Source organism: Methylobacterium sp. DB0501, from assembly GCF_011043735.1.
Taxonomy (GTDB): Bacteria; Pseudomonadota; Alphaproteobacteria; order Rhizobiales; family Beijerinckiaceae; genus Methylobacterium; species Methylobacterium alsaeris.
Genome location: NZ_JAAKGV010000016.1, coordinates 1 through 24,427, shown reverse-complemented (window position 1 = coordinate 24,427; position 24,427 = coordinate 1). Strand labels below are relative to the sequence as shown.

The following is a 24,427-nucleotide window of genomic DNA, read 5'->3' as shown; positions in this document are numbered from 1 at the left end:
CGGGAGGAGGACGCCATGGTGACGACGAACCGTCGTGCGCTCGTGATGAATGCTGCCGGCCTCGCGGGGGCGGCGGCCCTCGGCTTTCCCCGGCCGGCGCTGGCGCAGGGCGAGCCCCTGCGCATCGGCTGGCTCGCGGCGATGACCGGCCCGAGCTCGGCCCCGACGGTCGGGTTCAACCGCGGCGTGGTCTTCGCCGTCGAGGCGATCAACGGCGCCGGCGGGGCCAAGGGCCGCAAGATCGACCTCGTCACCCGCGATTCGCAGGGCGATCCGACCAAGGCGGTCAACGCCGTGCAGGAGATGATCAGCCAGGCCAAGGTCCACGCCATCTGGGGTCCGACCAATTCCGGCGAGGCCCTGGCGACGACGCCGATCATGGCGCGGGCCAGGATGCCGAACATCCACCCCTGCGTGATCGACACCCTGATCGATCCGGCGAAGTATCCCAACGCCTTCCGCATTGCCCCGTCCAACACCCAGTGGGACGACGCGGTGCGCAATTACTGCCTCAAGGTCTTGAAGGTGAAGCGTGTCGCGGTGATCGGCGACACGACCGGCTACGGCGTCACCGCCGCCAAGGCGTCCGCCGCGGCGTTCAAGCAGGACGGCGCCGAGGTGGTCTATCTCGGCAACATCGATTCGACCCAGCCCGACATGACCCCCGATCTGCTGCGCGCCCGCAATGCCGGTGCCGAGGTGATCGTGGTCTGGAGCGTGTCGACCGGCATGGATGCCCGCCTGTTCAACACCCGCGCCCGGATGGGCTGGGACGTGCCCTTCGTCGGCCACCCCTCGATGGCCTCGGGCGAGATCGGCGGGCTCCTGGAGAAGCCGGCGAACTGGGAGAAGGTCTACGCGGTCGGCTACCGCAGCTGCTCCTACGACGAGGCCGGCAAGCTCACGCCCCGCAGCGAGGATTTCGTGGCGCGGCTCAAGGGCAAGGTCGCGCTCTCCGACACCCTGCTGTGGTGGGTGGCGGCCGGCTACGACGCCGTGACCCTGATCGCCAAGGCGGTGGAGGAGACGGGATCGAGCGCGCCCGACGCGATCGTCAAGCACTGGAACGGACTGACCAAGTATCCAGGCATCTTCGGCGACTACACCTACACACCGAAGGAGCACAACGGCTACCCGACCGAGGAGGTGGTGATGTCGGCGGCCAATTCCGGCCGCGACGGCAGCTTCCGGCTCGCCCCCGGCTATTCTTGAGGCGACGATCCGGGGAGCGCCGCCATGCTCGCCTCGATCCTGGCCTCGGGCCTCGCCGTCGGCGCGATCTACGCGCTGATCGGCATCACCTACAACACGATGTTCTCGACCTCGCGCGTGATGAGCTTCACCGCAGGCCAGCTCGGGATGCTCGGCGGCGTGCTCGGCTCGCTGTTCACGCTTCGCCTCGGCCTGCCGTGGCCGCTCGGGCTGCTGCTGACGATCGCCTGCGGGGCGCTGGTCGGCGTCGTCACCGAGTTCGTGGCGGTGCGTCCGGTCCTGAAGAGCCTCGACCAGCACCTCTACGTGCTCTCGACCCTGGCGCTCGCCCTGATGATCCAGCAGGTCACGGCGATCGGCTGGAGCACCGAGCCGCAGCCCTTCCCGCGCCTCCTCGGGGGCTTCGGCGAGACCGTCCTCGACGAGAAGTTCTGGCTGCCGGTGGCGGCCTGCCTCGTCGTCGTCGTCGGGCTCGAACTCCTCTACCGGCGCACCCTCATCGGTCACGCCTTCCTGGCGGTGGCGGAGGACAACTTCGCCGCCCGCGCCCTCGGCCTCCCCGAGCGGCGCCTGCGGGTGATGAGCTACGCGCTCGCCGGCGGCATCGGGGCGCTCGCCGGCTATGCCGGCGGCGAGTTGCTGCTGGCCTTCTTCGCCAACGGGCCGCACCTCAACTTCTACGGCTTCATCCCGGTGGCGCTCGGGGGCCTGGGCAACAACCGCGGCGCGCTGGTCGGCGGCCTCGTCCTCGGGCTGTTCCAGCAGGCGGCGAACTTCGTCGTCGGCGGCATCTTCGCCTCGGTGGCGGTCTTCACCCTGTTCATCGTCGTGCTGCTCGCGGCCCCGCAAGGGCTGCTCGGTTCGGCCCAGGCGAGGCGCGTATGAGCATTCCTTCCGCGCTTGCCGCCTCCGACGGCCCCGCCCGGACAGGCATCGGCACGCGGCTCGCCGGTGCCGCGCCCTTCCTGCTGATCCTCGGCCTCGCGCTCGCGGTGCCGCTCGCGGGCAACGATTACTGGACGCTGATCGCCACGCGGGCGGCGATCTACTGGATCCTGGTCTCGGGCCTCGACCTCGTGGTCGGCTTCGCCGGGCAGCTCGCCATCGGCTACGTGGCTCTGCTGCTGGTGGGCGCCTACACCACCAGCGTGCTCGCCGCCGGCACGATCCTGCCGGCGTTTCCGGCCTTCGCGGCTTTGGCCTGCGCCGGCATCGTCGGGGCTCTCGTCGGGGTGGTGGTCGGGCTGCCGGCCCTGCGCCTGCGCACCTTCTACTTCGCCATGACGACGTTGGGCTTTGCCACCATCGTCACGCAGATCGCGCTCGCCTGGCAGGACGTGACCGGCGGCGGCATCGGCATCGCCGGGCCGGAGATGCCCGCCCCCTTCGACTCGCGCCTCGGCTTCTACGGCCTGTGCCTCGCGGGCGCCGCCTTGTGCACCTGGATGACGCTGAACGTTGCGGCGAGCCGCTGGGGCCGGGCGCTGGTGGCGGTCCGCGACGCGGAAGTGGCGGCGGAGGCGGTCGGCATCGCCAAGCCGAGGCTCCTCGTCGCGGTGTTCCTGTTCGCCGGCTGCGTCGCCGCCATCGCCGGCGGCCTCTTCGCCTCGCTCCAGACCTACATCACGCCGGACGCCTTCACCTTCGACCTCTCGCTCCTGTTCTTCATCGCCGTGCTGATCGGCGGGCGCGGCTCGGTGCTGGGGCCGCTGATCGGCACGATCGTCCTCACCATCCTGCCGGAGGTGGCGGCTCCGCTGGCGGCGTGGTCGACCTTCCTCTACGCCTTCCTGCTCCTCGTCATCGTGCTGGTGCTGCCGGGCGGCATCGCCGACCTCCTCGACCGGGGCAAGAACCGCCCGCTGCCGGCCGAGCGCAGCATCGCCCCGCGCCAGACCGCGCTCCAGGACCTCGCCGCGAGCGCGACGCGCTCGGCGCCGATCACGCTCGCAGGCGTGCGCCTGAGCTTCGGCGCCGTGAAGGCGATCGACGGGCTCGACCTGGCCTTGCGCCCGGGGAGCGTCCACGGGCTGATCGGCCCCAACGGGTCGGGCAAGACCACGACGCTGAACGTCATCTCGGGCTATTACCGGCCGCAGGAGGGGCGGGTGACCTTGGGCGCCCGCTCGCTTCTCGCCGAGGCGCGGGAGGCCCGCGCGCGTCTGCGCATCGCCCGCACCTTCCAGACCCCGCGGATCGTGGCCGAGGCGACCGTGATCGAGAACGTGATGCTCGGCGGCAGCGTCGCGGGGCGCGCCACCCTGGCGGAATCGCTCCTGTCGCTCCCGCGCCACCGCGAGGACGAGCGGGCCTTGCGCGACTCGGCCCGCCTCGCGCTCCGGGCGGTCGGGCTCGACGGGCTCGACGAGGTCCGGGCCGGGCGGCTCCAGCACAGCGAATTGCGCTTCCTCGAGATCGCCCGCGCCTTGATGCTGCGCCCGGCCTTCCTGCTCCTCGACGAGCCGGCGGCCGGCCTCTCGGCCGCCGAGATCCAGCGCCTCGGCGGGCTGATCCGGGCGGTGGCGGATGCGGGGATCGGCGTGCTCCTCGTCGAGCACCATGCCGACCTGATCTTCGCGATCTGCGACGAGGTCACGGTGCTCAATCTCGGCCGGGTGCTCGCCGCCGGCAAGCCCTCGGAGATCCGCAGCCACAGGGAGGTGGTCAGTGCCTATCTCGGCGGGTGAAGCGCTCCTGCGGGTCGAGGGGCTGGAGGCCGGCTACGGCAAGATCCGGGTGCTGCACGGCGTCGACCTCACGGTGAGGGCCGGCGAGGTGGTGACGCTGCTCGGCCCCAACGGCGCCGGCAAGTCGACGCTCCTGCGCGCGCTCTCCGGCCTCCTGCCGGTCCAGGCCGGCACCGTCCGGCTCGGGCAGACCGTGCTCTCGGGGGCCGGCCCCCGCTCGGCCGTGCGGGCCGGGCTGTCGCACGTGATCGAGGGCCACCGCGTCTTCACCGCGCAGACGGTGCGGGAGAACCTGCTGCTCGCGGCCTACGACCTGCCCCGGGCCGAGCGCGCGGCGCGGATCGACGAGGCCCTCTCGCACTTCCCCGAGATCGCCGCGAAGAGCCACGACAAGGGCGCCTCGCTCTCCGGCGGCCAGCAGCAGATGCTGGCGGTGGCGCAAGGGCTGGTGCAGCGCCCGCGCCTCCTGATGCTCGACGAGCCCTCCGCCGGCCTCTCGCCGGTTCTGGTCGACCGGGTGCTGGAGGTGGTGGCACGCCTGCGCCGGCAGGGCACGGCGGTGCTGCTGGTCGAGCAGCTGGTCGAGAAGGCGCGGGCGGTGTCGGACCGGGTCTACGCCCTGGCGCAGGGGCGGATCGTGCTGGAGGCCGCGGCCGGCGCACCCGATCTGCCGGAGCGGCTGGAGCGGGCGTATTTCGGGAATGCGGGGGTGGTGCACGCGTGATGCTTCGGTCGTTCGGATCCGGGGACGAGGGCGCGGGATCCTGTGCCCGCGCGTCTCACCGGGTAGCGTCCGGACGTGCTCCAGGTGAAGGCGCCCGCCCGCCGGATCGGGCATGCCGGTGCGATGGACCGGCCCGATCCCGACCCCGGCGGCGCACGCCTGACCCCCGCGGACCTGAGCGTCTGGGCGGTGCTCGCCCTGGCACTGGTGTTCCTCGTCCTCGGCGCCCTGTTCCTGGCCGCACCCGGGGCCGGTGCCCTGATCTACGGCATTCCCGAGCCGGAGGGGGCCGGCCGGATTGCCCTGCGCGCCATCGGCGCCCGCGACGCCGGTCTTGCGCTCACCCTCGCCGGACTTGCGGTGTTCTCGACCCGTCGCGCCGTCGCGATCGTCCTCGCGGCGAGCCTCGCCGTTCCGGCCTGCGACCTGGCGCTGGTCGCCGGCAGCGCGGCGTGGTGGCAGGTGGCGCTGCATCTCGCGAGCGCCTTCGTGCTGGCGCTCGTGGCCCTGTGGCTGGCCCGGCTGCCGGGGCCGCCGTAGCGCTCACTCAGCGTAGTCCGGCTCCTCCCGGTCGAGCCGCCGGCGGATCGCCGCGAGGTGGAGGCGGGCGGATTCCGGATCGCCCTCGCGCATCTGGCGGTAGGCGGCCTCGGCGATGGCGGGATCGACCGGCAGGACCGGACGGCCGGTCGAGAGGGCGAGCACCTGCACCTCGGCCGCGCGCTCCAGGTAGTAGAGGTCGTCCCAGGCCTCGGCGATGGTCGGCCCCAGCACCATGACGCCGTGGTTCTTCATGAACACGATGTCGGCCTCGCCGACGCTGTCGGCGATGCGGTCGCCTTCGCGCGCGTCGAGGGCGAGGCCATTGTAGTTCCGGTCGAAGGCGGTGCGGCCGTAGAACTTCAGCGACGTCTGCCCGGCGAAGATCAGGGGATCGCCCTCGGTCATCGACAGGGCGGTGGCGTAGGGCATGTGGGTGTGGAACGCCACCCGCGCCCGCGGGATGCGGGCGTGCAGGCGAGCATGGATGTAGAAGGCGGTGGCCTCCGGCTGGCCCTCGCCCGAGACGACGTTGCCGTGGAGGTCGCAGACCAGCAGCTTCGAGGCCGTGAGTTCGGCGAAGGCGTAGCCGTAGGGGTTGACGAGGAAGAGGTCGTCGTAGCCCGGCACCATCGCCGAGAAGTGGTTGCAGATGCCCTCTTCCAGCCCGAGCCGCGCCGCCATGCGGAAGCAGGCGGCGAGCTCCTCCTTGGCCTGGCGCACCTCGGGGCCGGCGAGGTCGGGCTGGTTGAGGCCGCTCGGGATTCGCTCGCTCGTCGGCGCGCCCAGTGCGTGAGCCATGGTTCTTCGTCTCTCCTCGCGAGGCCGGCCGATCCTGGCCGCGGACGGCCCCTCCTGTCCACCCGTCAGCGCGCCCCGCGCAGGTGTTCCAGCAGGGCGGGCGTGGCGTAGCCGTCGGCCGGCAACCCGGCGGCGATCTGGTAGCGCCGCACCGCCTCGCGCAATTTCGGGCCGGCGCGCCCGTCGAACGGGCCGTCGTAGAACGCTCCTGCCGAGAGCCCGCGCTGGAGCGCGGCGAGCCCGGCCTGGTCGAGGCGCGGGCCGGTCGGCCAGGGGGCGGCGAGCGCCGGCCCGCCGGCGATCCGGTCGGAGAAGTGGCCCACGGCCAGCGCGTAGGAATCCGAGGTGTTGTAGGCCCGGATCGCCTCGAAATTCGCCGTGATCAGGAAGGCCGGCCCCCCGGCGCCGCCGGGCAGGAACAGGCTCGCCTCGCCGGTCTCCGGCAGGGCCGCGCCGTCGATCGCCCGCACCCCGCGCCGGGCGAAATCGGCGAACGGGCCGCGGTAGCGCGCGAGGTCGAACCCCGCCGGCAGGGTGACGGCGACGCCCCAGGGCAGCTCGCGCCGCCAGCCGGCCTGGGCGAGGAAGCTCGCGATCGAGGCGAGCGCGTCCGGCGCCGAATCCCAGATGTCGCGCCGGCCGTCGCCGTCGAAATCGACCGCCGCCCGCAGGTAGGCCGAGGGCAGGAACTGCGTCTGACCCATCGCGCCGGCCCAGGAGCCGCGCATGCGCTCGGGCGCGACGTCGTGGTGCTCCAGGATCTCGAGCGCCGCCAGCAATTCGTCGCGAAAGAGTTCGCCGCGATGGCGCGCCTCGGCCAGGGTGGCGAGCGCGCGGATCACCGGCATCGTGCCGGCGCTGGCGCCGAAATCCGATTCGATGCCCCAGAAGGCGAGCAGCACCGGGCCGGGCACGCCGTAAGCCGCCTCGATCCGCGCCAGGATGTCGGCGCGCCGCGCGGCTTCCGCGCGCCCGCGGGCGATGCGGCCAGTCGAGACCGCCCCGGTCAGGTACTCCCAGACCGGCCGGCCGAACTCGCCCTGGCGGCGCAGGCGCGCCAGCACCGCCGGGTCCGGGGTCACGCCCCGGAACGCCGCGTCGAAGGTCGCGCGGGAAACCCCGCGTCCTTGCGCGACCGGCCACAGCTCCTCGACGAAGACCCGGAAATCGCCTGCCCCGACCGGGGCGGCGAGAACCGGCACGACGGCGAGCGCGAGAGCGGCCCGCAGGGCCGCCACGCGAAACGCGCGCATCGTCAGACCCGGTTGCGCCGGCCGAGCGCCTCTTCCCAGGCGAGCGCCTGGGTGACGATCTCGCGCAGGTCGTCGTGCTGCGGCGCCCAGCCCAGCTCGGTCCGGATCCGGTCCGCCCCGGCGACGATCCGCGACGGGTCGCCGGGCCGGCGCGGCGACAGCTTGACCGGGAAATCGACGCCGGAGACCGACTTCACCACGTCGATCACCTCCAGCACCGAGTAGCCGCGGCCGTAGCCGCAATTGAGCGTCAGGCTCTCGCCTCCGCCGCGCAGGTGGTTGAGCGCCACGAGGTGGGCGGCCGCGAGGTCGGAGACCTGGATGTAGTCGCGCAGGCACGAGCCGTCCGGCGTCGGGTAGTCGGTGCCGAACACCTCGAGCTGGCCGCGCTTGCCCAGGGCGGCCTGCGTGGCGACCTTGATCAGGTGGGTGGCGTTCGGGCTCGACTGGCCCGAGCGCCCGCGCGGGTCGGCGCCGGCCACGTTGAAGTAGCGCAGGACGACGTAGCTGATGCCGTGGGCGCGGGCGGCGTCCTCCAGCATCCACTCGGTCATCAGCTTCGAGCGGCCGTAGGGGTTGATCGGGTTCGGGGTCAGGTCCTCGGGCACCGGCACCACAGCCGGCTCGCCGTAGACCGCCGCGGTCGAGGAGAAGATCACGTGGCGCACGCCGGCACCGATCGCCGCCTCGATCAGCGCCCGCGACTTCACCGTGTTGCCGAGGTAGTAGCCGAGGGGATCCGAGACCGAATCGGGCACCACGATCTTGGCGGCGAAGTGCGCCAGGGCGTCGATCTTGTGCCGGCGGATCGTCTCGGCGACGAGGGACTGGTCGGCGACGTCACCGCGCACCAGCGTGACTTCCGGCGGCACCACCCAGTCGAACCCGGTCGAGAGATCGTCGAGCACCACGACCTCCTCATGGCCGGCGTCGATCAGGGCCAGCACCATGTGGCTGCCGATGTAGCCCGCGCCGCCCGTGACAAGTACCGCCATTCCGTTCGCTCCCAGCCGTGATGCGGGTTGATCCATAACCCGCAATGCTTCAGCGTCAATTAAGCTGTCGGGTGCCAAGGCAGCGGGGAGGGGATCGGCTGGTCGGGCGTGAGAGCCCGGAAGCGCCCGTTCCCGCCGGGCGGTCCGGCAGCTCCTGACGTGTTTACTGGATCACGCACGATGAAACGCATTCGCAAAGCCGTCCTCCCGGTCGCGGGCCTCGGCACCCGTTTCCTGCCGGCGACCAAGGCGGTGCCCAAGGAGATGCTGACGGTCGTCGACCGTCCGGTGGTCCAGCACGTCGTCGACGAGGCCCGGGAGGCCGGGATCGAGCACTTCATCTTCGTCACCGGCCGCGGCAAGGCGGTGATCGAGGACCATTTCGACATCTCCTACGAACTCGAGCGCACCCTGCAGGAGCGCGGCAAGGCCGAGGCCTTCGAGGCCCTGAAGAAGGACCTGCCGGCCGCCGGCCAGACCAGCTTCACCCGCCAGCAGGAGCCGCTCGGCCTCGGCCACGCGGTGTGGTGCGCCCGCGAGATCGTCGGCGACGAGCCCTTCGCGGTGATCCTGCCCGACATGCTCAGCCGCGGCAGCATGGTGCAGATGCTCGACGCCTACGAGAAGCACGGCGGCAACATCATCGCCGTCGAGGAGGTCGCCCCCGACCAGACCCACCAGTACGGCATCGTCAGCGTCGGCCAGGAATTCGGCGAGACCTTCGAGATCACCGGCATGGTGGAGAAGCCGCCGAAGGGCACGGCCCCCTCGAACTACATCATCTCGGGCCGCTACATCCTGCAGCCGGAGATCTTCTCGATCCTGGAGCGCGGGGAGCGCGGCGCGGGCGGCGAGATCCAGCTCACCGACGGCATGAAGCGCCTGGCCGAGACGCAGAAGTTCTACGGCATGCACTATCGCGGCAAGACCTACGACACCGGCTCGAAGCTCGGCTTCCTGGTCGCCAACCTCGCCTACGGCCTGGAGCGCCCGGAACTGCGCGACGCGCTCACCCGGGAGATCGAGGCGCTGCTGAAGAAGGGCTGAGGCGCCCGGCCCGGACGCCCGTCGGGCTTCCGGGCCCGCCTAATCGTCGTCGAACCAGTTGCGCCCGGGCTCGATGCAGCGATAGCCGACGAGGCATTCCGGCGTGTCGCGGGTCGGCACGACGGCGTTCCTGGTGACCTGCGTCGGCTCGCAGAAGCTGCGGTCGCGCACGTAGCGGTCGTAGGTGTAGCCGCCGGTGCCGAGCACCGCGGCGCCCTGCGCGGCCAGGAAGCTCCGCGCCTGGCCGCAGGTCATGGCGAGGGTCGAGGGGCGCCCTTGCGCGAGGGCGGCGGCGGAGGTCGCCGCCAGGGCGAGGGCGGCGAGGAGAGCCGGCGACCCGGGGTTTCGACGATGGGCGGACACGGCGGTGCGCTCCGAGGTTCTGAGGCCCGCCAACGCGCCTGGCCCCGGCCCGGATCCGCCGCCCCTACTGCGTCAATTGTCCCACGCTCAGGATCGCTCCCATCACCGAGATGATCAGCCCGCCGATCAGCCCGCCGATCGCCACCGTCACCAGGGGGGTGAGCAGGGCGAGCAGCCGGTCGATGCGCTGGCGGGTCTCGGTCTCGTGCATCTCGGCGGCGTGGAGGAGCACGCTGCCGAGGCGGTTCACCTGCTCGCCGCTGGCGATCAGGTTCAGGGTCGAGGCGGCGTAGGGCTTGAGCGAGGCGAGACCGGAGGCGAGGCTGCCGCCCTCGGCGAGCCGCCGCCCGGCCTCGTCGAGGGCGCGGCGGAAGACCCGGTTGCCGGCGAGCGGCCGGGTCGCCGCCACCGCGTCGGGGATCGGCACCTCGGCGACCAGCAGGGTACCGAGCACCCGGCAGAACCGGCCGCACTCGATGCCGACCACGATGTCGCGCACCAGCGGCATCCGGAGCGCCGCCTGCGCCCGCGCGCCGGCGAAGCCCGGCAGCCCCCAGGCCCGGGCGAGGACGAGGACGAGGAGCGCCAGCCCGCCGACGAGGACCGGCCAGGAGGCCGAGAGCGTGTCGCCGAGCCAGGCGGCGGCGCGGATCGCGAAGGGCGGCGCCTGGCCGCTGCCCTCGAAGAGCGGGGCCAGGGCCGGCACCAGCACGCCGACGATCATCGCCACGGTGCCGACCGCCATCGCGACGAGGAGCGCCGGGTAGATCATCGCCGAGATCAGGTGGCGCTTGACCGCGTCGCGCCGCTCGATCGACGCCGTGAGCGAGCCGACCACGTCGACGAGCGTGCCCGTCGCCTCGCCGGCGCGCACGATGTCGACCATGTCGCGCGGGAAGGCCTGCGGGTGGGCCGCCATCGCCCGCGACAGCGAGGCGCCGGCCACCACCCGCTCGAGCAGGTCGGCGAGGACCGGCTTCAGGGCCGGGCCGGCCTGGCGCTCGACGAGGCGCAGCGCCTTGTCGACGGTGAGCCCGGCGCCGACGAGGGTCCCGAACTCGCGCAGGAAGGCGACCCGGGCGGCGTCGTTGACCCGGTCGCGCCCGAACAGGTCGCGTCGCCAGAACGGCGCCGGGCCGGCGGCGGCCTGGGCGATCTCGTAGACCTGGAGCCCGTCGGCGCGTAAGCGCGCCACCGCGCGCTGGCGCGTCTCGGCCTCGATCGTGCCGGCGCGCGAGCGCCCGTCGCCGCCATAGGCCTTGTAGGCGAAGCGCGGCATTCAGAGCGTCCCTTCCAGCACCCGCCCGACCTCGTCGAGGGTGGTGTCGCCGTCGAGCACCCGCGCCCTCGCGCTGTCGGACAGCCCGGTCATGCCGGCCTGTCGCGCCCGGGCGGTCAGGGTCTGCTCGTCGGCGCGATTCGCGATCAGCCCGCGCAACTCGCCGTCGAGCGTCATGATCTCGGAGGCGACCATGCGGCCGCGATAGCCGGTGCCGTTGCAGGAGGGGCAGCCGCGGGCGCGCTTCAGGCTCACGGGGGCGTCGGCCGGGACGCCGAGGCGCAGGCGCTCCTGCGGCGTCGCGGGACTCGCCTCGGCGCAGGCCCCGCAGAGGCGCCGCACCAGGCGCTGGGCCACCACGCCGTTGAGGGTCGCGGCGATGAGGTAGGGCTCGATGCCCATGTCCATCAGCCGGGTCACCGTGGCGGGGGCGGAGTTGGTGTGGAGCGTCGAGACGACGAGGTGGCCGGTCAACGCCGCCTGCACGGCGATGCGGGCGGTCTCGCCGTCGCGGATCTCGCCGACCATCACCACGTCCGGGTCCTGGCGCAGGATCGAGCGGAGCGCGGCTGCGAAGTCGAGGCCGATCCCCGGATGGGCCTGCACCTGGTTCACCCCCGCCATCCGGTACTCGACCGGGTCCTCGACGGTGACGACCTTGAGATGGGGGCCGTTGATCCGGCGGAGCGCCGCATAGAGCGTCGTGGTCTTGCCCGAGCCGGTCGGGCCGGTGACGAGGACGAGGCCGTTCGGCCGGCTCGTCATCGCGGCGATCTCGCCGATCGCCGCCGCGTCGAAGCCCAGGGCGGAAAAGTCCTCGACCCTTCGCGAGCCGTCGAGGACGCGCAGGACGACGCTCTCGCCGTGGGCCGTCGGCAGGGTCGAGACGCGGATGTCGACGTCCTGGCCGCGGTCGGGGGCCTGCATGCGCCCGTCCTGCGGCAGGCGCCGCTCGGCGATGTTGAGGCCGGCCTGGATCTTGATGCGGGTGGTGAGCGCGAGCTGCACCGATTTCGGCAGGCGCTCGGCTTCGACCAGCACGCCATCCACGCGGTAGCGCACCCGCATGTCGGTCTCCTCCGCCTCCAGGTGGATGTCGGAGGCCGAGAGCTCGAAGGCCTTGCGCACCAGCCGGGCCGAGAGCCGTACGATCGGCGCCTGGCTCGCCACGTCGGCGAGGCGCGCGAGGTCGTCGTCGCCCCCCGCCTCGCCCTCCTCGGCGACGTCGCCGTAGACGGCCCGGTGCGCCCGCTCGAAGCTGCCCGGGCCGACGAGGCAGGGCGCCACCGCGCGGTCGACGAGGTGCTCCAGCGCCCTCGTGGTCTCGGCGTCGAACGGATCGACGAGGGCGACGACGAGGCGGTCGGGCTCGGCGACGAGCGGCAGCACCCGGGCGCGGGCGCAGTAATCGGGCGAGAGGAGGTCGGCCAGGACCGGCTCGCCCGGCAGCTCGTCCTGGCGCAGGATCGGCAGGCCCGTCGCCTCCGACAGGGCGGTGACCAGGGTCGCCTCGTGGACGAGGCCGAGCTCGGTGAGCAGCAAGGGCAGCGGGCGCCGGCCGGGCCCGTCGAGGGCGGCGAGCGCCCGCTCGTGGCCGGCGGCATCCAGCACCTCGCTCTCGGCCAGGCGGTCGACGAAGGCGCGCAGGTCCTCGGCGCGGCTGCGGGCTGCGTCGCGCCGGTCGGCCCGCGCCCGCCGCGGCCGGGTCTTCGCCCCCCAGATGCTCAGCATCGCCCCATCCCAGAAGAAACCCGCTCGCAAGAAACTCGCCCAGAGGAACCCGAATGGAGGAACCTGTCTCCGGCGCGGGACCGGGCTATTCTCGCGCGGCGTCCTTAAGCGGACGGAAATATCGCAGCGCTAGACCGGTCCCGACGTCCCCCGCGACGCCGGAGCCGACCCGTCTTGCGCGCGCCATCCGCCCTGTCCTCGCTCCAAGTCCTGCTGGACCCGGCCAAGGCCTCGTTCCGCCACGGCCTCGACGCCGCCTCGCACCTCCTCGGCTTCTCCGAGCCGCGCACCGACCGCGCGCCGGCCCTGCTGACCCTGCGGCTCGGCCCGCCGGCCGATCCCGCCCTGACGCTGATCGACCGGCGCGACGGCCAGGACCGGACCTACCGCCTCGACCTCGCGGCCGACGACCTCGCCGACCGGCTCGCGGCGATCCGGGGCGGCCGGACCGAGGCGCGCGCCAAGGTGCTGGTCGATCCCGCCGCCTGCTTCATCCGCACCCTCGACCTGCCGAGCGCGGCGCTGCCGCGGATGCGCGCGGTGCTGGCGCAGGAGCTGGAGGCCGCGACCCCGTTCCGCGCCGACCTGGTGTTCAGCGACTGGTACGTCGAGGGCGAGGATCTCGCGACCCGCACCCTGCGGGTGCGCCACGTCGTGCTCAAGCGCGCCCGCCTCAGCCCGCTCCTGGCGGCGCTCGCCGGCGCGGGCATGAGCGCGAGCGTCGTCGCGGTCGGCCCCGCCGAGGATCGGACGATGCCGGTCGATCTCCTGTCGAGCGGGCACCGCGCCCTGCCCGGGCTCCTGCGCGGCGCCGGCGACCTCGTCCTCGCCGCGGTGACGGTCCTGTTCCTGCTCGCGGCCTTCATGGCCTTTCGCCAGCACCAGGCGGCGACGCTCCATGCTCTCGACGACGCCTTCATGGCCGCGCGCCGGGCGGCCGCCTCGGGCCTGCCGCCGGCGTTGCAGGCGGGCGCCGCCGCGATCCTGGCCGAGCGCGGCCCTTCCGTGGCCCGGACCTGGGACGCGGTCGCGGCGGCGCTCCCGGCCACGGTGTCGGCCCAGAGCCTGCGCCTGACCGGCGCCGGGCTCGAACTGACGCTTCTCGCCCCCGACCCGCAGGCCGTGCTGACGGCCCTCGGCCACCTGCCGGGCTTCGGGGCGCCGGACCTGCGCCAGGCCTCGCCCGCAGAGGGCGGCCAGCGCCTCGTCGTCGCGCTGCCGCGGCGCCCCGCCGGAGGCCGGCCGTGAGGGCGCCTCCGGTCAACGGCCGGGCGCTGCTCTTCGGACTCGCCGGCCTGAGCCTCGCCGCCGCCGTCGCGGTCGGGCCGGTGCTCGACACGCTGGCTGCGGCCGACGACATCGCGCTCGCCCGCGACCGCCTCGCCCGGGTCCAAGGCGCCGCCGCGGCGCCGCCGGTGCCGGCACCGCTCAGCGCCCCGGACGAGGCCGGCCTCGTCCTCGCCTTCCGGGCCCGCCTCGACGCGCTCGCCGCCGGGCGGGCGGTTCTGGTGGACGGGGCGGGGCTCCAGCCCGATCCGGCGCGCCCGACCCTGCCGCGCCTCTCGGCCTCCTTGCGCGGCACCGCGGAGGGCCTGCACGGCCTGGTCCAGGCCCTGGAGACGGAAAGCCCCCTGGTCGTGCCGGAGGCGGCCGAGCTCAGCGTCGAGCGCCCGGCCGATCCGGAGATCGGGCGGCCGACGGTGATGCGCCTGAACCTCACCGTGCGCGGCGTGATTCTGCCTCCTCCACCGGCCAAGGAGACGCCATGACCGAGCGCATCTCCGAGCGCATCCCCGAGCGCGCCGTGGGACGCATCGGCCTCCCCCTGCGCGCCGCCCTGGCGGCGACCGGGCGCGGGCCGCGCGCCGCCTGCGCGGCCGCGGCGGCCTTGATGCTCGCCGCCTTCGCCTGGCCGGTCGATGGCGGGCCGGACGCCCCTCCGCGCCGGGCCGCCGCCCCGGCGCCGCCTTCCGACGAGACCGCGCTCGCCCGCCCGCTCTTCGATCCCGGCCGGCGCCCCTGGACCGCCCGCGGCCCGCGCGACATCCTCGCCGGCGACCCGCTGCGCCCGGTGCTGACCGTGCGCGGCATCCTCCTCGACGGGGCGATCGCCCGGGCGCTCATCGACGACGGCAGCGGCGTCCAGGCCTGGCTCGCCCGCGGCGAGGGGAGGGGGGATTGGCGCATCGCCGAGGTCGGTCGCGACCGGGTCACCCTGGTCCAGGGGGAGCGCCGCTACGTCGCGACCTTCCTGGGAGCGCCCACGACCCTGCGGCCGGTGGGGGCGAGGCCCGTGGCGGAGTCGGAGGCGGGCTTGCGGCGGTGAGGGGCGCTGCCCTAGGTCTCTGGTTTTACTGTATTCTCTGCGGCGAACCGGGAGCCGCTTCGACCGCGCGCCCGAACCCTCCCCCCTCTGCGGGGGAGGGTTCGGGCGCCACGTCAGGATTCGTACTGCGCGTCCCCTGCAACCCGGAACGACCAGACGCCTAATCCAGCATCCGCCGCAGGATCCCCTGCGAGCCCTCATGCGCCACCGGCAGGGGCGGGGGCGGCAGGACCGGGCGGACCGGCATCATCGTCCGGAACTTCTGGCGGAAATCCTCGGCGATGCGGTCGGCCTCGGCGGTGCCGCGGATCACCCGGGGGCGGATGAACACCAGGAGCTCGGTCCGCACCCGGCTGTCGACCCGGTTGCGGAAGGCCGGGCCGATCACCGGCAGGTCGCTCAGCACCGGCAGGTTCTCGTTGGTGATCTGCGCCTTCTCCTGCACCATGCCGCCGATGGCGAGGCTGTGGCCGTCGTTCACCGCGACGCTGGTCGCGACGCGGCGCTGGCGGATCGTCGGCGAGTCGATCTGCGACGTCGTGGTCGGGACGACGTCGCTGACCTCCTGGTTGATGTCGAGCACGACGAGGCCGTTCTTGTTCACCCGCGGCGTGACCGAGAGGATCACGCCGGTATCCTTCATCTCGATCTGGTTGAGGATCGGCGCGCCGGCGGTGAGCGCGCTCTGGCCCGTCTGCTTGATGATCGGCACCTGGTCGCCGACCTGGAGCTTGGCGGTGCGGTTGTCGAGCACCGTGATGTTGGGCGACGAGATCACGTTGACCCGGGTGACGCCCTGGAGCGCGTTGAGCACCACGTTGAAGTCGGCGGCGTTGAGCAGGTAGTTGAAGCCGGGGATGCCCCGGGCCGCCGCGGCGACCAGCCCCGAGGTGCCGCTGAGGCCGAGATTCGCCGCCGCCTTGCTGGTGTCGACGCTGCCGAGATTGAAGCGGCTGCCCTGCTGCTTGAGGAACCACTGCACGCCGAAGGCGAGGTTGTCGTTGAGCGTCACCTCGGCGATGACCGTCTCGAGCAGCACCTGCGTCGGCATCGCGTCGAGGCGGCCGAGGATGCGCAGGATCTTGTCGTACTGGTTGCGGGTGGCCGAGATCACCAGGCTGTTGTTGGCGTCGTCCGCCACGATGCCGACGGCGTCCCGCCGCATCCCGGCGCCGCCGAAGCCCGCGTCGAACCCGCCGCCATAGCCGCCGCCGTAGCCGCCCCCGGCCATGCCGGCGCCCAAGCCCCCGGCCGCCAAGCCTCCCGCCGCCAAGCCTCCCGCCGCGCCGCCGAGGCCCGCCCCGCCGGCGGCGGGATCGCCCGATCCGCTCGCCGCCCAGCCCGAGCCCGACGGGGAGGCGCCCGCTGCACCACCCAAGGGACCGCCCGACGCTCCTGATCCCATGGCTCCGGCGCCCGCGCCGCCAAAGCCGCCCGCGCCCCCGAGCCCGCCACCCAGGGTCCCGCCACCCATCGCCGCGTAGCCGCCGCCGGAGCCTCCCCCGTAGGACCCGCCGTAGCCGCCCATCCCGGCGGCCCCGTAGGCGCCGCCCATCTCCGCCATGACCACGCCCTGCAGCACGGCGGCGAGTTCCTTGGCCGAGCGATTCTGGATCCGGTAGACGAAGAGCTGGCGCTCGCGGTCGGCGGCCAGGGTCTCCAGCTGCTCCAGCAGCGCCCGGGCGCGGTCGAGATAGGCGGCACGCGAACTCACCACCAGGATCGCGTTCAGGGCCTCGTTGGGGATGAAGCGGATCACGTCGCCGGTGCCGGCGGTCTCGCCGCCGAAGATCTGGGTCAGGTCGCGGGCGAGCGCCACCGGGTTAGTGCTGCGCACCGGCACCATCGCGGTCGACATGCCGCGCATCCAGTCGACATCGAACACCGCGATGGTCTGGCGCAGGATCCGGATCTGGTTGGCGTCGCCGGAGAGGATCAGGAGGTTGCGCGCCCGGTCTGCGCGCAAGACCACCTCGCGCGGCGCGACCGACCCCAGGATCGCCTGCATCTCGGCCGCCGAGATCCAGCGCAGGGGTACCGCCACCGCGCCTGCTTCGCCGCCCAGTCCCTGGACCGGCCGCATCTCGGCGGGCGTGCCCGCCGGCACGATCTGGACGCTGCGGCCGGCGCGGCGCAGGGACAGGCCGCGGCTCGCCAGCGCGCCCTCGAACATCCGCAGCAGGGCGTCGCGGCTCACCGGCCCGCCGGTCTGGAGGGTGATGGTGCCGGAGGCGCGCTCGTCGAGGCTGTAGCCCCAGCCGAGCGTGTCGGCGAATACCGCCTTGGCGGCGACCGGCAGCGGCACCTCGACGAGGTTGAGGCTGACCGGGCCGCCCGGAATCGGCTCCCGGGCCGGCGCCTCGCCGCCGATCAGGCGGTCGGTGCCGCGCATCACCAGGGCGCCGGGATCGCGGGGGCCGGGATGGTGCTGGACCGGCTCGGCGGCGTAGGCCGTCGACGACCAGCCGCAGGCGAGCGCCAGGACGAGGACAGGCGCACCTCTGGTCATCCGCTCGCCGTCCCTTGAACCCGCTTCGTCGATGACCGAACGTTAGGCGGATCATGGTTAATGAGGGGTTGAGGGCGGGCCGGAGACCCAGTGCCGGCAGTTGCCGTCGATGAAGAATGCAGCTTTCGGGTGCGTCTTGCCGGAGCGGTTGCCAATGCGGCCGAGGGTGGGCACGGAGTCCTGCGGGGGCCGGGAGGGCCGGAGACTCGACGCAAGTCCGCTCGATCGGGGGATTGAATCTGGCCGGAGGCGGGAACGGGCGCTCGCTAGCCTTGCCGATTCCCGACCCGTTGGTCCGAGCCTTGCTGCGCAGACTTGGAACGACGATGACGGCGCTGCTTGTTCGATCGGATCGACCGAACGCGAACCCTCCATCCTCATCCTGGAGCCGCGCAGCAGAACCCGGGACGCATCGCCGTTGACGTCAGAGAACAGGTCGGGACGCGGTTCGTCTCACTCTGTATCGTCAGCGGTCACGGATCCCGGGCTCCCGCTCGCAGCGAGCCCCGGGATGACGTGAAGAGGTGTCGATGGTTATGCCTGATTGACCGGCGCAGTCCCCTGGCTCGGCTCGTGCAGGTCAGGCTTGAGCCGTTCGAGTAGAGGCGCAGCGCACGTCCTGTCTCCCACTTGGGGGGAGGTGATCCTGCGCCATGCTGGTCCAGAGCCGATCGGGCGCAAACGATATCAGTTGCTCGCCACGTCGGCCTGGTCGCCGTTGCCGCCGGGCTTGCCGTCGGCGCCCAGGCTGTAGACCTCGAACGGCGTGCCGCCGGCGCCCGGGGAGCGGTAGAGGTAGGTGTGGCCCCACGGGTCGGTCAGGCCGCGGGCGTCGCGCACGTAGGGGCCGCGCCAGGACGGGCCGCTCGGCTGCAGCAGCGCCTGCAGGCCCTGCTGGGTCGTCGGGTAGGCGCCGAGATCGAGGTAGTACAGCTCGACCGCCTGGGCGATGTTCTTGACCTGGATGCGCGCGGTCTCGCCCTTGGCGCGGCCGAGATAGCCGAGGACCTGCGGCGTCACCATCGTGGCGATCATGCCGATGATCGCCAGGACGACGAGCAACTCGACCAGCGAGAACCCGGCCTGGTTCTCGTTCCGGCCATCCTGCCGCGTCTCCGGCGGCGTCCGGCGGTCCTGCATGGTCGTGACGGGCATCGTGCGGCCTCGGGGCGAGCGGACAAGTCGCCGGCACGCTGCCACTCCTTCGTAAAGAACCCCTCACTGCCGGGGTTGACGGAGGGACGGGCCGCGGGTGCGGTCGGGATTTGTTATCCAATTCCGGCCAGGATCCCGCCCTCGTCGGAGAGTCCCTGGGGCAGCGGCAGGAGGAAGCATGGTGCGCTCAGCCGAACACGCGGGTCGTCCCGGCCGCCGCCTGGCGGTCGCCGGCCTCGCGCTCGCCGGCCTCGTCGCGCTCGGAAGCGCCGCGCTCGCCGGCGAGCCGCTGCAGATCCCGCTGCCGGCGCCGCTGCCCCCGGTCCGCGTCCTGACGCTGCTCGTCGCCGTGCACCTCGTCGGCCTGAGCTTCGGCCTGGGCGGCGCGACGATGCTCGATTTCTGGATCCTGCGCTGGATGCGCTGGGGCAGCCTGCCGGGCGAGATCGCCCGCATGTTCCTGTTCGTCGGCAAGGTCGTGTCGGTCGGGCTCGGGCTGCTCTGGCTCTCGGGGCTCGGCTTCCTTGCCGTCTACGCGGTGGAATCGCCGGAGAAGTTCGACAACCCGAAGCTCTGGGCCAAGATCGCCGTGGTGCTGGCGCTCACCGTCAACGGTCTCCTGATCCACGCGGTCGTGCTGCCCGGCGTGCTGCGCGACCTCTCGCGGCCGATGCTCGACGGGGTGTCGGGCCGGCGCACCGCCATCTTCCTCGTCTCCGGCGCGGTCTCCGGCGTGTCGTGGTACGCGGCCTTCGCCCTCGGGCTGATGCGCGAGCTGAACGGCCGCGTCCCCGCCGGCCTGCTCCTCGCCCTGTGGCTCGCCGCCGTCATGGCGGCCGCCCTGGCGGCCTACGTCTACTGGCTGCACCTGCGCGAATGGACCCTGCGGCACGCCCCCCGCCCGGCCCCGGAACTCGGGTCTGAACTCGGATCTGAATTCGGGCCGGAGCCCGTTCCGGAGCCCGTCCCGACGAGCGATCCCGGGATCGCACCGGCACCCGCGGCGGCTCGCCCGGCGGCCCCCGTGCCGGCGCGGCTGGCCGCGGCGCGGATTCCCTCAGACCGGATCCTGGCGCTCACCCCGGTCCGGGCGCGTCCGGGCCGGCGGGCGTGATGTCCGCCGCCCTCCTCGCCGGCGCGATGCTGCCCGCCCTGCTGCCGCTGCCGCTGACCCTGCCGGCGGGCCTGATCGACCTGCGCCGCGGCATCATCCCGAACGCGCTCAACCTCGCGCTCCTGGTCGCCGGCCTCGGTGCCGCCGCCTGGGAGGACGGGGCCCGGGGGGTCGCTCTCGCTCTCGCCTCGGCCGCGACCGCCTACGCGCTGTTCCGGGCCGTGCGCGCCGGGCACGCCCGCCTCACCGGCCGGATCGGGCTCGGCCTCGGCGACGTCAAGTTCATCGGTGCCGCCGCCGCCTGGACCGGGCTGACCGGCCTGCCGGTGCTGATCCTGGCCGCCAGCCTGTCGGCGCTCGCCGTCATCGGGATCCTCGCCGCCGCGGGCCGGGAGATCGGGCGCGACACCGCCCTGCGGTTCGGGCCGTTCCTGGCGCTCGGGCTGCACGCGGCGCTCGGATTCCAGGCCTCCCTCGTCGCCGGCCTCCTCGATCGATGATGGCGGGGCGGGGGCAGGAGGGCTTCACCCTCGTCGAGATGCTGGTGACGATGGCGATCCTGGGCCTCGCCGCCGGGATCGCGTTCCAGTCCCTCGGCCCCGGCGCCCTCGACCGGCGCGCGCTCCTCGTCTCCGAGACCGTCGCCGCCGAGATCGGTCGCCTGCGCGCCGAGGCGATCCGCACGGGCCGGCCCGGGCGCCTCGCCTTCGAGCCGCAGGGCGCCCGCTTCGTCAGCTCCCGACCCGGCGCGCCGCCGATCCCGGTCGGCACCCTGCGCATCGCCGTCGAGCCCGGCCCGACCGGGCGGCCGGTGCCGGGCGAATTGCGGCTCCTGCCCGACGGCAGCTCGTCCGGCGGGCGCATCGTGCTCGCCGCCGGCCCGGCGCGCCGGGTCCTGTCGGTGAGCGCGCTCACCGGCCGGGTGCTGCGGGAGGATGCCCGGTGATCGCGCGGCTCCGCCGCCTGCGCTGCCGCCGGCCGCGCCCGTCGGACGAGGACGGCTTCACCACCGTCGAGGTGCTGGTGGCGTTCGGCATCGCCGCCGCCGCCACCGTGATGGCGTTCCAGATCGCCGGCACGGCGGCGGGCGCGGTCAAGGCAATCGAGGCGAGCCGCGTCGCCGCCGACGAGGCCGAGGGCGTCGTGCTGCGCCGCCTCGCCGCCGGCCCGCTGCGGCCGGGCCTCCTGCAGGGCGCCTTCTCGGACGGCACGCCTTGGACGCTCAGCATCACCGACCTGCGCCCGGTGCTCGGCCTCGGCCGGGTGCCGCCGCTCTGGCAGGTCCGGGTTTCCCGCGGCGGGGCGGGCGTCCCGCTCTACGCCACGCTGATCCCCGAGAAGCCCCGATGAGTCGGAGCGCGCCCGACCGCGGGGCCGTGGAGGCCGGGTTCACCCTGGTCGAGACCCTGGTCTGCCTCGCGCTCGCCGGGCTGATCGGGGTGCTGCTGCTCAACGCCGTGCGGATCGCCGGCGGCGCCTCGGCGGCGGCGGCCCGGGCGGCCGGGGCCGAGGAGGTGCAGTCGGTCCGCGACCACCTGCGGCGCACCCTCGGCAGCTTGGCGCAACGCCGCCCCGACGGCCGGCGGCCGACGCTGCGCGGCGGCCCCGACGGGCTCGTGGCGGCGCTCGCCCCCGACCAGGCCCTGGAGCGCCCGACGGAGCTCGCCGTGACCCTCTCCCGGGTGCCCTCGCGCGGGCAACTGCCCTCGCGGGTGCCCGGCCGGGACGGCGCTTTCGACCTCCTGGAAAGCCGCGCCGAGGCCGAGCCGCCGCCGGGGCAGCCGGCGCTCCCCAGGGCCGAGGTGATCCTCGGGCGGATCGGCGGGCTGGCCCTGCGCTATTACGGCGCCCCGTCCGAGGGCGCCCGGCCGGTCTGGCTGCCGGCCTGGTCGCGGCCGGACCGGCCGCCGCAGATCGTCGAGATCCAGGTCGCCTTCTCCCCCGCGGACCGCCGCCGGTGGCCGCCCCTGCTGATCGCCCTCGATCCCGGCCCATGACCAACGCCGACAGGCCATCGCCGCCATGACCCCCTCCGGCGGGCGCCCATCCGAGGACCGCGAGGCCGGCTTCGTGCTGCTCTCGGTGCTGGCGATCTTCATCGTCGTCGGCGCCGTGCTGGCGGCGGCGATCCTGCAGGTGCGCTCCGCCACCGGCCTCGCCCAGGCCCGGGCCGAGGCGGTGCGGCTCCAGGGCGCGGCGGACGGCCTCGGCCGCCTGATCGCCTACGAGCTCGATCTCGGCCGGAGCTACCGCCGCGCCGGCGGCGGCCTGCCGGAGGACGGCACCGTCACCGCCTGCCCGCTCGCGCCGGGCCGCACCGCGTACCTGTCGCTCCAGGACCAGGGCACGCTGATCGACCTCAACGCCAGCCTGCGCCCGGCGATGGAGGAGGCGTTCCGGCTCCTCGGCATCCCGGACCGGGAGGTGCTGGCGCTCGCCGCCGAGATCGTCGACTACCGCGATCCCGACGACGTGCCGGAACCCAATGGCGGCGCCGAGCTGCCGCAATACCGCGCCCGCGGGCTGCCCTGGGGGCCGCGCAACGCACCCTTCGTCAGCATCGACGAGGTCGACCGCCTGCCCTCGATGACGCCGGCCATCGCCGCCCGGCTGCGGCCGGTGCTGACGGTCTACAACGAGGGCGGTCGCTTCGACCTCGCCGCCCTGGTGCGGCGGGCCAATCCCTCGGCCATCCGCTCCCTGCCGGGCTCCGCCGGCCCGGTCCCGTCGCCGCGCCAGGTCTTCCGCCTCTCGGTCGTCGTCGAGGAGGGCCGGGCCCGGGCCGGACGCTCGGCGATCCTCAACCTCGGCGGCGCCGGCTTCGTCGTCTGGCAGCAGACCGTGGCGCCCGACCTCGTCGGCGGCGTCGGCCACCCCGCCTGCGCAATGGTGACGGCGGCCCTCGGGGCCGGTCCGTGACGATGCCGAAGAGGAAACCGCGCCGTTGCCCGGACCGAGCCGGATCTGATCGGCGGGGCACGGAGTTAAGCTTGGGCGAAGCGTCGACGAGATCTTCGGGGCGGGACCTTGGAGAACGGGACGGAGCGCGGTGCGATGACGGAGACCAGGCGATGATGGAGACCAGGACTCTGCCGCGGTGCCCGGACGTGGTGCTGTCGGATTTCGGGACCTTCTTCGAGGAGCACCGGCGCCGGCGCGAGGCCGAGGCGGATCCGGAGCCGCAGGAGGCCGAGCCGCTCTCGCCCGAGGACGCGCAGCGCGTGGCGCTCCTGCACGACATCGCCGCCGAGGTGCTGGAGGCGGCCGGCGCCCAGCTCGCGCCCCACGGCGTCCTGATCGAGCGCGGGCCCTCCCTGCGCGGTCGGCCCGATTTCGAACAGGCCTACACTCAGTTCATGCTGATCGACCGGCATACCGGCCGCGCCTCGGACGTCTACGTGATGAGCATCACCGATGCGGGCTACTTCCTGGCCAGCGCCTGCGACCCCCGCCTCGACCACGATCACCGCGACCGCCAGGTGACCCATTGCGCCGCGAGCGACCTGACCTGCGACGTCGTCGCCCGGGTGATGAATGACGCCATCCTGCACGTCGCGTGACCGCGGCACCGGCGCGGCCCCTTAACCTGTCCTTAGGTTTTGTTCCAGCACGGCAGTTGAAAAAAAGTCGGCTACGAATTCCCCTTGACCATCCCCGCGGGGAGGGGCAGCATAGTCCTCGTCGAGTCGAACTCGAGGAGGTAGCCATGAATTCTCAAGGTTGCAGCCCTCACGCGACACATACCGATGCCGGTGACCAGGAAACTCCACCGGACACAGATCGACAGGGATAGTGGCTTCAGGGCGGGCTGAATACGATACGGGGCCGAGTCGGCCATCACAATCGTATCGTGCGACACCACCCGCACCCTGAAACGTGGACCCTGCCCCTTAAGGCTCGTCGGTGCGCCGGCGGGCCTTCGTTGTGTTTCGGGCCCGGCGATATCCCGGCTCGCGGCGCGATCGGATCCGCGGCGTCGTCGCGGAGGCTCCGTCGTCTCGCCCTCGACCTGATGATCGTTGCCGTGGCGACGAGGCGCGCCGTCCCGCGCCTCTTCCGCAAGGTTTATAATCCTTAGCGAAGATCCATGGCAGCCGGCTACGAAATGCTCTTGACCGCCTCCGCGAGGAGGGGCAGCATAGCCTTCATCGAGACGAACTCGAGGAGGTGGCCATGACTTCTCAAGGTTGCAGCCCTCACGCTTCTCACATCGATGCCGCTGACCAGGACAATCCACCGAATGTCGATCGACAGGGATAGTGGCTTCAGGGCGGGCTGAAATACGGTACGGGGCCGAGACGGCCATCACGATCGTATCGTGCGAAACCACCCGCGAACCCTGAAACGTGGACCCTGCCCCTTAAGGCTCGTCGGTGCGCCGGCGGGCCTTCGTCGTTTGTGCGCCCAGCATGGGCGCGTTCTTGAGGGTGGAAGTCCCTCCGTGAGCTGGTCACGGCGAGCGAAGTGAAGCGCAACTGCGGAAGGGCGACCGACCGTGGGGAGGAAGCGTGGAGCGCACCTGCGGGCCGATGAACAAGAACCGGATAGAAGGCGACGCTGAGCAGGGCGAGCGGGCAAACAGCCGCGAAGCTCTCGTGATCAAGGCGAGGCGGCGTAGATCCGGCGGTCGTGCAGGGACGGAACGTGCTCTTACCTGGGGAGATCTCGCCTCGCGCCTGAAAGGGCGACGG

General features: G+C 73.1%; 25 protein-coding genes. 17 read left to right on the top strand and 8 right to left on the bottom strand.

Annotated features, from left to right (window positions below; translation table 11 throughout):
• Window positions 1-15 precede the first annotated feature (15 nt).
• The 5 genes from G4G93_RS22155 (at window position 16) to G4G93_RS22135 (ending at window position 5,163) form a co-directional block, all read left to right on the top strand.
• Entirely contained in the window at window positions 16-1,212 is a 1,197-nt protein-coding gene (locus G4G93_RS22155; protein ID WP_246736946.1) for an ABC transporter substrate-binding protein, read from the top strand.
• Window positions 1,213-1,236: 24 nt separating this feature from the next.
• Window positions 1,237-2,097 (top strand): branched-chain amino acid ABC transporter permease, encoded by an 861-nt coding sequence (locus G4G93_RS22150; protein WP_165087217.1) that lies wholly within the window; start codon window positions 1,237-1,239, stop codon window positions 2,095-2,097.
• Window positions 2,094-3,899 carry an ABC transporter permease subunit gene (locus G4G93_RS22145; protein ID WP_165087216.1) on the top strand — a complete coding sequence of 602 codons (1,806 nt, stop codon included), beginning with the start codon at window positions 2,094-2,096 and terminating at the stop codon, window positions 3,897-3,899. The genes G4G93_RS22150 and G4G93_RS22145 overlap by 4 nt, the downstream gene beginning before the upstream one ends.
• Entirely contained in the window at window positions 3,880-4,623 is a 744-nt protein-coding gene (locus G4G93_RS22140; protein ID WP_165087215.1) for an ABC transporter ATP-binding protein, read from the top strand. The genes G4G93_RS22145 and G4G93_RS22140 overlap by 20 nt, the downstream gene beginning before the upstream one ends.
• A gap of 84 nt (window positions 4,624-4,707) precedes the next feature.
• The gene (locus tag G4G93_RS22135) at window positions 4,708-5,163 is read left to right on the top strand and encodes a DUF4267 domain-containing protein (RefSeq protein ID WP_312892199.1); all 456 of its coding nucleotides are present in this window, start codon (window positions 4,708-4,710) and stop codon (window positions 5,161-5,163) included.
• Between the two features lie 3 nt (window positions 5,164-5,166).
• On the opposite strand, the gene G4G93_RS22130 is transcribed toward G4G93_RS22135, so the two are convergent.
• From G4G93_RS22130 to galE, 3 genes are all read right to left on the bottom strand, one after another.
• On the bottom strand, window positions 5,167-5,964 hold the full coding sequence (locus G4G93_RS22130) for an aldolase (RefSeq protein ID WP_165087214.1): 798 nt from the start codon (window positions 5,962-5,964) through the stop codon (window positions 5,167-5,169).
• Between the two features lie 65 nt (window positions 5,965-6,029).
• Entirely contained in the window at window positions 6,030-7,217 is a 1,188-nt protein-coding gene (locus G4G93_RS22125) for a lytic murein transglycosylase (protein WP_206289951.1), read from the bottom strand.
• Window positions 7,218-7,219: 2 nt separating this feature from the next.
• On the bottom strand, window positions 7,220-8,212 hold the full coding sequence (gene galE / locus G4G93_RS22120) for a UDP-glucose 4-epimerase GalE (RefSeq protein WP_165087213.1): 993 nt from the start codon (window positions 8,210-8,212) through the stop codon (window positions 7,220-7,222).
• A gap of 180 nt (window positions 8,213-8,392) precedes the next feature.
• Here galE and galU point away from each other — a divergent pair, with 180 nt between their 5' ends.
• Window positions 8,393-9,259, top strand: coding sequence for a UTP--glucose-1-phosphate uridylyltransferase GalU (gene galU / locus G4G93_RS22115; RefSeq protein WP_165087212.1), 867 nt, complete (start codon window positions 8,393-8,395; stop codon window positions 9,257-9,259).
• Window positions 9,260-9,298: 39 nt separating this feature from the next.
• Here the strand turns inward: galU and G4G93_RS22110 are convergent, their stop codons facing one another.
• The 3 genes from G4G93_RS22110 to G4G93_RS22100 form a co-directional block, all read right to left on the bottom strand.
• The gene (locus G4G93_RS22110; RefSeq protein ID WP_395411606.1) at window positions 9,299-9,622 is read right to left on the bottom strand and encodes a hypothetical protein; all 324 of its coding nucleotides are present in this window, start codon (window positions 9,620-9,622) and stop codon (window positions 9,299-9,301) included.
• A gap of 64 nt (window positions 9,623-9,686) precedes the next feature.
• Window positions 9,687-10,901: a type II secretion system F family protein gene (locus G4G93_RS22105; RefSeq protein WP_165087211.1), complete on the bottom strand. Its 1,215-nt coding sequence runs from the start codon at window positions 10,899-10,901 to the stop codon at window positions 9,687-9,689.
• Window positions 10,902-12,632: a GspE/PulE family protein gene (locus G4G93_RS22100; RefSeq protein WP_165087210.1), complete on the bottom strand. Its 1,731-nt coding sequence runs from the start codon at window positions 12,630-12,632 to the stop codon at window positions 10,902-10,904. It abuts the gene before it with no gap.
• A 174-nt stretch (window positions 12,633-12,806) separates the two neighbouring features.
• Here G4G93_RS22100 and G4G93_RS22095 point away from each other — a divergent pair, with 174 nt between their 5' ends.
• From G4G93_RS22095 to G4G93_RS22085, 3 genes are read left to right on the top strand one after another with little or no spacing between them, the layout of a single operon-like run.
• Window positions 12,807-13,880, top strand: a complete 1,074-nt coding sequence (locus tag G4G93_RS22095) for a hypothetical protein (RefSeq protein WP_165087209.1) — start codon at window positions 12,807-12,809, stop codon at window positions 13,878-13,880.
• Window positions 13,877-14,401 carry a hypothetical protein gene (locus G4G93_RS22090; protein WP_165087208.1) on the top strand — a complete coding sequence of 175 codons (525 nt, stop codon included), beginning with the start codon at window positions 13,877-13,879 and terminating at the stop codon, window positions 14,399-14,401. Before G4G93_RS22095 ends, G4G93_RS22090 begins: the two co-directional genes overlap by 4 nt.
• Entirely contained in the window at window positions 14,398-14,958 is a 561-nt protein-coding gene (locus G4G93_RS22085) for a hypothetical protein (RefSeq protein WP_165087207.1), read from the top strand. The genes G4G93_RS22090 and G4G93_RS22085 overlap by 4 nt, the downstream gene beginning before the upstream one ends.
• A 160-nt stretch (window positions 14,959-15,118) precedes the next feature.
• On the opposite strand, the gene gspD is transcribed toward G4G93_RS22085, so the two are convergent.
• Window positions 15,119-17,467: a type II secretion system secretin GspD gene (gene gspD / locus G4G93_RS22080; protein WP_165087206.1), complete on the bottom strand. Its 2,349-nt coding sequence runs from the start codon at window positions 17,465-17,467 to the stop codon at window positions 15,119-15,121.
• Window positions 17,468-18,154: 687 nt separating this feature from the next.
• Window positions 18,155-18,607, bottom strand: coding sequence for a type II secretion system major pseudopilin GspG (gene gspG / locus G4G93_RS22075; protein ID WP_165087451.1), 453 nt, complete (start codon window positions 18,605-18,607; stop codon window positions 18,155-18,157).
• A gap of 193 nt (window positions 18,608-18,800) precedes the next feature.
• Between gspG and G4G93_RS36030 the strand changes: the two genes are divergently transcribed.
• The 8 genes from G4G93_RS36030 to G4G93_RS35550 form a co-directional block, all read left to right on the top strand.
• Window positions 18,801-19,736 (top strand): hypothetical protein, encoded by a 936-nt coding sequence (locus G4G93_RS36030; RefSeq protein WP_246736945.1) that lies wholly within the window; start codon window positions 18,801-18,803, stop codon window positions 19,734-19,736.
• Window positions 19,736-20,236, top strand: coding sequence for a prepilin peptidase (locus tag G4G93_RS22065; RefSeq protein ID WP_246736944.1), 501 nt, complete (start codon window positions 19,736-19,738; stop codon window positions 20,234-20,236). Before G4G93_RS36030 ends, G4G93_RS22065 begins: the two co-directional genes overlap by 1 nt.
• On the top strand, window positions 20,236-20,682 hold the full coding sequence (locus G4G93_RS22060; RefSeq protein WP_246736943.1) for a prepilin-type N-terminal cleavage/methylation domain-containing protein: 447 nt from the start codon (window positions 20,236-20,238) through the stop codon (window positions 20,680-20,682). The genes G4G93_RS22065 and G4G93_RS22060 overlap by 1 nt, the downstream gene beginning before the upstream one ends.
• On the top strand, window positions 20,679-21,086 hold the full coding sequence (locus G4G93_RS22055) for a type II secretion system protein (protein ID WP_312892198.1): 408 nt from the start codon (window positions 20,679-20,681) through the stop codon (window positions 21,084-21,086). The genes G4G93_RS22060 and G4G93_RS22055 overlap by 4 nt, the downstream gene beginning before the upstream one ends.
• Window positions 21,083-21,733: a general secretion pathway protein GspJ gene (locus G4G93_RS22050; RefSeq protein ID WP_165087204.1), complete on the top strand. Its 651-nt coding sequence runs from the start codon at window positions 21,083-21,085 to the stop codon at window positions 21,731-21,733. Before G4G93_RS22055 ends, G4G93_RS22050 begins: the two co-directional genes overlap by 4 nt.
• Before the next feature lie 25 nt (window positions 21,734-21,758).
• Complete coding sequence (locus G4G93_RS22045; RefSeq protein WP_165087203.1) at window positions 21,759-22,655, top strand: general secretion pathway protein GspK; 897 nt, start codon at window positions 21,759-21,761, stop codon at window positions 22,653-22,655.
• 152 nt (window positions 22,656-22,807) lie between these two features.
• Window positions 22,808-23,296 (top strand): hypothetical protein, encoded by a 489-nt coding sequence (locus G4G93_RS22040; RefSeq protein WP_165087202.1) that lies wholly within the window; start codon window positions 22,808-22,810, stop codon window positions 23,294-23,296.
• A 948-nt stretch (window positions 23,297-24,244) separates the two neighbouring features.
• A partial coding sequence (locus tag G4G93_RS35550; protein WP_206289950.1) for a hypothetical protein occupies window positions 24,245-24,427 on the top strand: 183 nt, incomplete at its 3' end.